Raw genomic sequence first — 6,720 nt, 5'->3', positions numbered from 1 at the left:
CGGGGGAGGCGCGGCGGGTCCGGGGGGCCCGGCGGGTCGGGGCCGGGGAGCCGTGCGGGAAACGGACTCGGTGGCCGTACGGGCCACGGGTCCGGCGGCCGTCCGGCCGGGCGCGACCCCTGGGCCGTCGGCGGCTGGATCGCCCTCGCCGTCTTCGGGGCCGCCACCGTCGCCGACTCCCGGCTGCCGCTCAGCTGCGCCCCGACCGCCGATCCCGTGTGCGCGGCGCGCGAGACCGCCGGGCTCGTCCCCGCCACCCACGCGGCCCACGCCGTCAGTTCGAGCCTGGCGATGACGGGCGCGCTCGCGGCCCTGGTCGCCCTGACCGTCGCCGCCCGCCGGCGCGACCGCCGCCGGTCCCTCGCCCGGGCCGGACCGGCCCTGGTCGCCCTGGAGTCCGCCGCCACCGCCTGGACCCTCGCCGCCGTCGCCGCCTTCGAGGCCGGGAAGGGCGTCTGGGCGCTGGGCGCGGGGCAGCGGCTCCAGGTCCTCCTGGTGGCCGCGTGGCTCGCCGTCCTCGCCCACTCCCTCGCCACGGAAGGACGGAGGGAGGGCCGGTGACCTTCGTACGGATCGGGGGCGTGCCCCACCACGTGGTGACCGACGGCTCGGGACCCGTCTGCGTCCTCGGCGCCGGCCTCGGCATGAGCTGGTTCGACTGGGACCCGGTCGTCCCGCACCTCGCCCCGTACCGCACGGTCGTCCGCTTCGACCGCCCCGGCCACGGCCTCTCCGCCCCGGCGGCCGTCCCGCCGACGGCGGCGGGCGAGGCGGACCGGATCGCGGCCGTCCTCGACGCGCTCGGCCACCGGGGGCCCGCCGTCGTCGTCGGGCACTCGATCGCCGGGTTCCACGCGGAGGCCTTCGCCCGGCTGCACCCGGACCGGACCGCCGGCCTGGTCCTCGTCGACTCCTCGGTGGAGGAGGACCCCCGGCCGTCCCGCACCACCGCGCCCGCCCGCCTCCTCGGCGCCGCCCTCTGCGCCGCCGGACTCCCGGCGGCGCTCGGCCCCGCGGTCCGGGACCTCGCGGTCCGGGCGGGGACCGTACGGGCGGGGGCCCCGCGCGCCGACCCCGCCCTCGTCCGCCGCGTCTACCGCACCTCGCGCGTGCTGCGCGGCACGCTCCTGGAGAACGCCCACTACGGCGCCGTCGCCGCCGGACTCCTCGCCCTGCGGGAGGACCACCCCCTTCCGCCCGGCCTCCCCGTCACCGTCCTCGCCGCCCCCGACGGCTCCGCCCGCTGGGAGCGGCGCCAGCGCGCCCTGGCCCGGCGGCTCGGCGCCCGCTACGAGGCGGCCGAGCCGTCGGGCCATCTGGTCATGCGGGACCGCCCGGACGCGGTGGCCCGGGCGGTCCTGGACGTCCGGAGCCGTCAGGAGGTCGGTTAGAGACGCCCATGGGGGTCCGGAGCCGTCACAAGGGCGCGCAGACGACGCCCATGGGGTCCGGAGCCGTCAGGAGGACGCTCAGGAGGACGCGTAGACGCTCATGCAGAACGCCTTGATCTGCTCGTCCGACAGGTGCTGCGCCAGTTCGGCCTCGCTGATCATGCCGACGAGCCGCTTCTCCTCGATGACGGGCAGCCGCTTGATCCGGTGGCTCTGCATCTCCTCCAGGACGGCGCCCACGTCGGCGTCCGACTCGACCCAGCGCGGGGTGCCCTTGGCCATCTCGCCGCAGGTCACCTCGGCCGGGTCGTGGCCCATGGCCACGCAGCCGACGACGATGTCGCGGTCCGTGAGGATGCCGCAGAGACGTTCGTTCTCGTCGGCGATGGGCAGCGCGCCCACGTTCAGGTCGCGCATCAGCTGCGCGGCGCGGTCGAGCGTCTCGTGAGCCGGGATCCACTGGGCCCCGGAGTGCATGATGTCCTTCGCCGTGGTCATGGGGTCGCGTACCTTTCGTCGTCGAACGTGGTCGTACGAATCCCCGAGCCCACCCATTGTCGGCGCACGGCACGGCCCCCGCGACCGCAGCGGGTCACGGGGGCCGTGGCGCCCTTCCGGGAGCCCGGGATCAGGCCCCGCGCTCCTTCAGCATGTCCGCCATCATCAGCATCTCGGACTTCTGCGCGTCGACCATGCCCCGGGCGAGCGCCCGCTCGACGCCCACCGCGCACTTCTGGACGCAGCCCTCGGCCATGTGGACCCCGCCCCTGTGGTGCTCGGTCATGAGCTTCAGGTACAGGACCTCGGCCTCCCGGCCACTGGCCTTCCGGAGCTCCTCGATCCGCGTCTTGGTCGCCATGCCCGGCATGAGCGCCCCGTCCAGCGGGCCGGTGTCGCCCGAGCCGCCCATGCCCATCCAGCTCATCGGCTCGACGCCGGACTCGTTCTTGGGCAGCCCCCACAGGTCGAGCCAGCCGAGCATCATGCCCCGCTGGTTGGCCTGCGTGTTGGCGATGTCGTACGCGAGCCGGCGCACGGCCTCGTCCTTCGTCCGGTCCCGGACGATGAACGACATCTCGACGGCCTGCTGGTGGTGGACGGCCATGTCCCGGGCGAACCCGGCGTCCGCCGACGTGGAGACGGGGACGGCGGGCGCCTCGTCGCGGTCCGCGGAGGCGACGGTGACGGCGCCCCCGGCGAAGAGCACCGCGAGGGCGACGGCGGCGATCGCCGCCCCCTGCGTGCGGTTCGGCCTCACTGGCCCATCCCGGCGCCGGCCGCGCCCGCCGCGTCGAGCCCGCCCGTGCAGGCCGCGCCCGGCTCCGGGGTCTGCGGACCCTGCACGTACTTGGTGAGGAAGGCGTCGACGCGCGGGTCGTCCGCGCCGTCCACGGTCACCTGCTTGCCCCAGGCGGACAGCGTGATGGCCCCGGCCTGGTCGTCCACGGGGCTCATCAGCGTGTACTTGGTCTTGCCGACCTTCGCGGCCAGCTTCTCCACGTCGCCCTTGGGGGCCTGCTTGTTGTAGGTCACCCAGACGGCGCCGTGCTCCAGGGAGTGCACGGCGTTCACGTCGGGGATCGCCTTCGCGTAGACGTCGCCGTCGCAGTTCATCCAGACCGGGTTGTGGTCGCCGCCGACCGGCGGCTTCATGTCGTACTTCACGGCCGTCTGGACGTGGTTGCGGCCGAGCTTCTTGGGGTCCCAGGTCTTCTCGGCGGAGATGGGGGCCTTGGCGGCGGCCTCCTTCTTGTCCTGCTCGTCGGACTTCTTCATCAGCACGAAGCCGCCGAAGCCGACGAGGCCGAGGACGACGACGGTCGAGACGCCGATGGTGATCAGACGGTTGCGGCGCTCGCGGGCCTGCTCGGCGCGGCGCATCTCCTCTATTCGGGCGCGGCGGTCGGCGTTGGCGGAGCGGTTGGCGGCCATGGTGGTGTCGTCCTTCTTCGGGAGTGGGGGTGGAGTTCGGTTCGGGCACGGACGTGCGGCGGCGCGGGCGGGGAGACCGCCCTTCCCGCCCCTAGGTCCGGAGCACCTGAAGGACGTGCAGGTCCGGCGCGCGCGGCCGGACGCCGGAGCGGCCCGCCGACCCGTCGCCGGAGACCGGGGCGGGGCGCGGAAGCCCGTCCGCCGCCTGGAGCGGGGGATCGAGCGGGGGCGCGCCGAGCACCGCGGGGGAGAGCGAGGGGAAGAGGGAGCAGCCGCCGCGGTCGTACGGGCAGACGTACTCGACGGCGACGGCGGTCGCCGCCCGCACCCGCTGCTCCGGGACCGGCCCGTGATGGGACTCCGACCCCGGCCCGGCCCCCAGGCAGAAGAAGAGCGCGGCGAGGAGCGTCGCCACGGCACTCACCAGTGCCATGGGACGCGCGTGCCGGGACGGGCGTACGAGCCGTGTGGCCCCCATGGGCGGAGATCGTAGTGGGCGCGGGCCCTCCGTGGGCCGAACGGGGTGCCACCGGCTGCCCGGGGGCGGGCGGAGGAGGAGCGGCGGCCGACGGGAAGGGCCCGTCCCCCGTTACCTGAGTCACAACCGAGCAGGCAGTATGGGTGTGCAACGTGCGCGAAACCATGTGGTGGGATGCTCAGGTGCCCCCGAGTGCCCGAGGCGGTGGGACAGGCGGCCTGACCAGCGAGGATGGGTGTGGAAATGGACAAGCAGCAGGAATTCGTGCTCCGTACGCTCGAAGAGCGCGACATCCGCTTCGTGCGCCTGTGGTTCACCGACGTGCTCGGCTTCCTCAAGTCGGTGGCCGTGGCGCCGGCCGAACTGGAGCAGGCCTTCGACGAGGGCATCGGCTTCGACGGCTCCGCGATCGAGGGCTTCGCCCGGGTCTACGAGTCGGACATGATCGCCAAGCCGGATCCGGGCACGTTCCAGATCCTGCCTTGGCGCGCGGAGGCCCCGGGCACGGCCCGGATGTTCTGCGACATCCTGATGCCGGACGGCTCGCCGTCCTTCGCGGACCCCCGTTACGTCCTGAAGCGGGCCCTGGCCAAGACCTCGGACCTGGGCTTCACCTTCTACACCCACCCCGAGATCGAGTTCTTCCTCCTGAAGGACAAGCCGCTCGACGGCTCCCGGCCCACCCCGGCCGACAACTCGGGCTACTTCGACCACACCCCGCAGAACGTCGGCATGGACTTCCGCCGCCAGGCGATCACCATGCTGGAGTCGATGGGCATTTCGGTCGAGTTCTCCCACCACGAGGGCGCTCCGGGCCAGCAGGAGATCGACCTCCGCTACGCCGACGCGCTGTCGACGGCCGACAACATCATGACCTTCCGCCTCGTCATGAAGCAGGTCGCCCTCGAACAGGGCGTCCAGGCCACCTTCATGCCGAAGCCGTTCTCGGAGTACCCGGGCTCGGGCATGCACACCCACCTCTCCCTCTTCGAGGGCGACCGGAACGCCTTCTACGAGTCGGGCGCCGAGTACCAGCTCTCCAAGGTCGGCCGCTCCTTCATCGCGGGCCTCCTGAAGCACGCGGGCGAGATCTCGGCCGTCACCAACCAGTGGGTCAACTCGTACAAGCGCATCTGGGGCGGCTCGTCGCGCACGGCCGGCTCGGGCGGCGAGGCCCCCTCGTACATCTGCTGGGGCCACAACAACCGCTCGGCCCTCATCCGGGTCCCCATGTACAAGCCGGGCAAGACGGGCTCCTCCCGCGTCGAGGTCCGCTCCATCGACTCGGGCGCCAACCCCTACCTGACCTACGCCGTCCTCCTCGCGGCCGGCCTCAAGGGCATCGAGGAGGGCTACGAACTCCCGGCCGGCGCCGACGACGACGTCTGGGCCCTCTCCGACTCGGAACGCCGCGCGATGGGCATCGAGCCCCTCCCGCAGAACCTCGGCGAGGCGATCGCCCTCATGGAGAAGAGCGAACTGGTCGCGGAGACGCTGGGCGAGCACGTCTTCGACTTCTTCCTGCGCAACAAGAAGCAGGAGTGGGAGGAGTACCGCTCGGAGGTCACGGCCTTCGAGCTGCGGAAGAACCTGCCGGTGCTGTAAGCGCGGGTCAGAGGAGCGAAGACCTCACGAACAACGATCAGGGCCGGCGGCGGTCAGCCGCCGGCCCTGAGTTCGTCTTGCGCGCTCCGGACCGTCCGGCCCGAATCGGTGGAAGTCGGTCCGGCGCACGGCTCCACCGCCACGGAGGGAGAAGAGCGGCCGCTTCGCCGCGAGCGGTCCATCCGTCCGGAGCCACGGCAGCGTCGCGTCGACGGGGCTTTCGACACACGCTTTAGTTCTCCCACGCGGCGGCGCCGCGCAGGAGGTGGTGGTCCGCCACCTTGTCCGTGCACTCCATGGAGTCCCCGCGTACCGTCGTGAACCAGGAGTGGCTCAGGAAGATGTAGTCGATCTTCGCTTTGCTCGTGGTGTGCTCCGAGCACTCCTTGCTGGCGGTGGGCTCACCGCTGCGGCACAGGTCCCAGCTCTGCTCGCAGCCCGAGGCCGGGTCCGCATCCGGCTCCAACACCGGATCCGGCTTGGTGAACTGGCTCTTGTCGTTCTCGTCGACCTCCTGGAAAACGCCGGTCGCAAGGTTTCCCTCGGTGTCCTTGCCGTGCCTGTAGAGAGGATTCATGTCGGGGTGCTTGGGCTGCTGGTTGAAGTCTCCGGCAAGCACCACAGGCTCCCCCGCGTTGGCGAAGTCACCGGCGATCGTGGCGACCTCGGCGGTCTGGGCCGTGGTGTTCGGTGCGTTGAAGTCGATGTGGGTGTTGCAGGCGCGGACGGTACGAGCATCCACCGTGGCCTTGGCACACAGGAGGATGCGGTTCTCCGCCTGCGTCGGCTCGGGAAGCAGGGTGACCCTCCTGGAGTTCAGGTCGATCGTGCCGGGGCCGCCCTTCGCGAAGATGGCGAGACCGAAACGCAGTTCACCCGGCTCGTCGGTTTTCGGGGTGGGGTCCCACCGCTTGCAGCCGGAGGCGGACGGGAGCGCCGCACCCCAGGCGGTGTCGTACTTGACGCCGGAACGGCTCGCCAGGTGTTCGCGCAGCATCAACCACTGCCCGTGACAGACTTCCTGGAGCATGACCAGGTCCGCGTCCCAGTGGTCGATCGTGTGGACGACGGCGTCCCGCCACTCCACCTTTCCCGCGTCGTCCCGGGTCCTGCAGGTGCTCGAAGCGCCACAGACGTTGTAGGAGATGAAGCGTAGGCTGGGGGCGGTATCCCTATCGACGATGTCCGCCGTGGCTGGTGCGGTCCCCGCCGTGAAGAGGAGCCCGACAGAGAAGACCGCGGCCAGTAGTGCTCTGAATATCGCGCGCATCGACATATCCTTTCAAGATCGATTAGGCGGCGCGCATTTTCTCA

8 protein-coding genes are annotated in these 6,720 nt (G+C 71.8%); 3 read left to right on the top strand and 5 right to left on the bottom strand.

Annotation, left to right across the window (positions count from 1 at the left end; genetic code table 11):
* Together ADL08_RS27465 and ADL08_RS27460 are read left to right on the top strand one after the other, a co-directional pair.
* A partial coding sequence (locus tag ADL08_RS27465) for a DUF998 domain-containing protein (RefSeq protein WP_078970588.1) occupies positions 1-561 on the top strand: 561 nt, incomplete at its 5' end.
* Positions 558-1,391 carry an alpha/beta fold hydrolase gene (locus ADL08_RS27460; RefSeq protein WP_053647615.1) on the top strand — a complete coding sequence of 278 codons (834 nt, stop codon included), beginning with the start codon at positions 558-560 and terminating at the stop codon, positions 1,389-1,391. The genes ADL08_RS27465 and ADL08_RS27460, both read left to right, overlap by 4 nt.
* Before the next feature lie 78 nt (positions 1,392-1,469).
* On the opposite strand, the gene ADL08_RS27455 is transcribed toward ADL08_RS27460, so the two are convergent.
* The 4 genes from ADL08_RS27455 to ADL08_RS27440 form a co-directional block, all read right to left on the bottom strand.
* A complete protein-coding gene (locus ADL08_RS27455; RefSeq protein WP_053647614.1) occupies positions 1,470-1,889 on the bottom strand; it encodes a CBS domain-containing protein in 420 nt (139 codons plus the stop codon).
* A 130-nt stretch (positions 1,890-2,019) separates the two neighbouring features.
* Complete coding sequence (locus tag ADL08_RS27450) at positions 2,020-2,649, bottom strand: DUF305 domain-containing protein (protein ID WP_053647612.1); 630 nt, start codon at positions 2,647-2,649, stop codon at positions 2,020-2,022.
* Entirely contained in the window at positions 2,646-3,323 is a 678-nt protein-coding gene (locus ADL08_RS27445) for a DUF3105 domain-containing protein (protein ID WP_053647610.1), read from the bottom strand. Before ADL08_RS27445 ends, ADL08_RS27450 begins: the two co-directional genes overlap by 4 nt.
* Positions 3,324-3,414: 91 nt before the next feature.
* Positions 3,415-3,756 (bottom strand): hypothetical protein, encoded by a 342-nt coding sequence (locus ADL08_RS27440; protein WP_234352282.1) that lies wholly within the window; start codon positions 3,754-3,756, stop codon positions 3,415-3,417.
* A 288-nt stretch (positions 3,757-4,044) separates the two neighbouring features.
* Here ADL08_RS27440 and ADL08_RS27435 point away from each other — a divergent pair, with 288 nt between their 5' ends.
* A complete protein-coding gene (locus ADL08_RS27435; RefSeq protein WP_053647606.1) occupies positions 4,045-5,406 on the top strand; it encodes a glutamine synthetase family protein in 1,362 nt (453 codons plus the stop codon).
* A 232-nt stretch (positions 5,407-5,638) separates the two neighbouring features.
* On the opposite strand, the gene ADL08_RS27430 is transcribed toward ADL08_RS27435, so the two are convergent.
* A complete protein-coding gene (locus tag ADL08_RS27430; RefSeq protein ID WP_053669316.1) occupies positions 5,639-6,676 on the bottom strand; it encodes an endonuclease/exonuclease/phosphatase family protein in 1,038 nt (345 codons plus the stop codon).
* Positions 6,677-6,720 lie beyond the last annotated feature (44 nt).

The sequence above is a fragment of the Streptomyces sp. NRRL F-6492 genome, assembly GCF_001280125.1.
Classification (GTDB): Bacteria; Actinomycetota; Actinomycetes; order Streptomycetales; family Streptomycetaceae; genus Streptomyces.
Note: the sequence above shows the minus strand (reverse complement) of the source record. Positions and strands in the feature narration are given on the sequence as shown.

Coding starts and splice junctions, on each gene's coding strand:
- ADL08_RS27455 (WP_053647614.1), bottom strand. CDS start 1,889: ATGACCACGGCGAAGGACATCATGCACTCCGGGGCCCAGTGGATCCCG.
- ADL08_RS27445 (WP_053647610.1), bottom strand. CDS start 3,323: ATGGCCGCCAACCGCTCCGCCAACGCCGACCGCCGCGCCCGAATAGAG.
- ADL08_RS27440 (WP_234352282.1), bottom strand. CDS start 3,756: ATGGCACTGGTGAGTGCCGTGGCGACGCTCCTCGCCGCGCTCTTCTTC.
- ADL08_RS27435 (WP_053647606.1), top strand. CDS start 4,045: ATGGACAAGCAGCAGGAATTCGTGCTCCGTACGCTCGAAGAGCGCGAC.
- ADL08_RS27430 (WP_053669316.1), bottom strand. CDS start 6,676: ATGCGCGCGATATTCAGAGCACTACTGGCCGCGGTCTTCTCTGTCGGG.